Here is a 2,225-nt window from a genome sequence, read left to right as displayed (position 1 = left end):
CTGTACGACATCACCGTCTTCGGTGCCGAGCCGCACCCCAACTACAACCGCATCCTCTTGTCGCCCGTGCTGGCCGGCGAGCAGACCGTGGACGAGATCGTGCTCAACAGCTGGGAGTGGTACACCGAGAACCACATCACCCTGCACGCCGGCAAGAAGGTGGTTGAAGTCGACCGCGTCAAGCGCATCGTGCGCGCCGTGGATGCGCAAGGCGCCATCACCGAGGCCGCCTACGACCGCCTCCTGATGTGCACCGGCTCCAACCCCTTCATGCTGCCGGTGCCCGGCAAGGACCTGAAGGGCGTCATCGCCTACCGCGACATCGCCGACACCGACTACATGATCGAGACCGCCAAGACCCACAAGCACGCGGTCGTCATCGGCGGCGGCCTCTTGGGCCTGGAGGCGGCCAACGGCCTGATGCTGCGCGGCATGAGCGTCACCGTGGTGCACGTCATGCCCTGGCTCATGGAGCGCCAGCTGGACGACGTGGCCGGCAAGCTCTTGCAAAAGTCCCTGGAAGACCGCGGCCTGAAGTTCCTCATCGGCGCCCAGACCCAGGAGCTGGTGGGCAATGCCGACCACGGCAAAGGGGTCCGTGTCCAGGCCATCCGCTTCAAGGACGGCACCGAAGTGGCCGCCGACCTGGTCGTCATGGCCGTGGGCATCCGCCCCAACACCGAGCTGGCCGAGAAGATGCGCCTGCACTGCAACCGCGGCATCGTCGTCACCGACACCCTGCAGACCGTGACCGATGCGCGCATCTACTCGGTGGGCGAATGCGCGGCCCACCGCGGCATCGCCTACGGCCTGGTCGCCCCCCTCTTCGAGCAGGCCAAGGTCGCGGCCAACCACCTGGCCCAGTTCGGCATCGGGCGCTACCTGGGGTCGCTCACCTCCACCAAGCTGAAGGTCACCGGGATCGATCTCTTCTCCGCCGGCGAGTTCATGGGCGGCGAAGGCACCGAGGAGATCGTCATGAGCGACCCCTTCGGCGGGGTCTACAAGAAGCTGGTGATCAAGGACGACAAGCTGGTGGGCGCGTGCCTGTACGGCGACACGGTGGACGGCAGCTGGTACTTCAAGCTCTTGCGCGACGGGCGCAGCGTGCACGACATCCGCGACAAGCTGATGTTCGGCGAATCCAACATCGGCGACACCGGCCACGAGGGCCACAGCAAGGCCGCCAGCATGCCCGACGAGGCCGAGGTGTGCGGCTGCAACGGCGTGACCAAGGGCACCATCTGCAAGGCCATCAAGGACAAGGGCCTGTTCACCCTGGACGAGGTCAAGAAGCACACCAAGGCCAGCGCCAGCTGTGGTTCCTGCACCGGCCTGGTGGAGCAGATCCTGATGTTCACCGCCGGCGGCGACTACTCGGCCACGCCCAAGAAGAAGGCGGTGTGCGGCTGCACCGACGCGAGCCACCAGGATGTGCGCGATGCGATCAAGAAGGAACACTACCTCACGCACGACGCGGTCTACCGCAACCTGGGCTGGCGCACGCCCAACGGCTGCGCGACCTGCCGCCCGGCGGTGAACTACTACCTGATCAGCACCTGGCCCAAGGAGGCCAAGGACGATCCGCAGAGCCGCTTCATCAACGAACGCAGCCACGCCAACATCCAGAAGGACGGCACCTACTCGGTGATTCCCCGGATGTGGGGCGGCCACACCACGCCGGACGAGCTGCGCCGCATCGCGGATGCGGCCGACAAGTACAAGATTCCGACCGTGAAGGTCACGGGCGGCCAGCGCATCGACCTCTTGGGGGTGAAGAAGGAAGACCTGGAGGGCGTCTGGAAGGACATCGGCATGCCTTCGGGCTTTGCCTATGCCAAGAGCCTGCGCACGGTGAAGACCTGCGTGGGCAGCGAGTGGTGCCGCTTCGGCACGCAGGATTCCACCCAGATGGGCAAGGACCTGGAGCGGGCGCTGTGGGCGATGTATTCGCCGCACAAGGTCAAGCTGGCGGTGTCGGGGTGCCCGCGCAACTGCGCCGAGGCCGGGATCAAGGACGTGGGCGTGATCGGGGTGGATTCGGGCTGGGAGCTGTACGTGGGGGGCAACGGCGGCATCAAGACGGAGGTGGCGCAGTTCCTGGTGAAGGTGAAGACGGCGGCCGAGGTGATGGAGTACTCGGGCGCGTTCTTGCAGCTGTACCGCGAGGAAGGCTGGTACCTGGAGCGCACGGTGCACTACATCGGGCGGGTCGGGCTGGACTA

Annotated in this window: 1 protein-coding gene; it reads left to right on the top strand. The window is 66.1% G+C overall.

Features of this window, described 5'->3' with window-relative positions; all coding sequences use genetic code 11:
* On the top strand, positions 1-2,225 hold a 2,225-nt coding region (gene nirB, locus BLR24_RS30185; RefSeq protein ID WP_093024371.1), incomplete at both ends, for a nitrite reductase large subunit NirB.

The sequence above is a fragment of the Variovorax sp. OV700 genome (genome assembly GCF_900099805.1).
Taxonomy (GTDB): domain Bacteria; phylum Pseudomonadota; class Gammaproteobacteria; order Burkholderiales; family Burkholderiaceae_C; genus Variovorax.
Note: the sequence above shows the minus strand (reverse complement) of the source record. Positions and strands in the feature narration are given on the sequence as shown.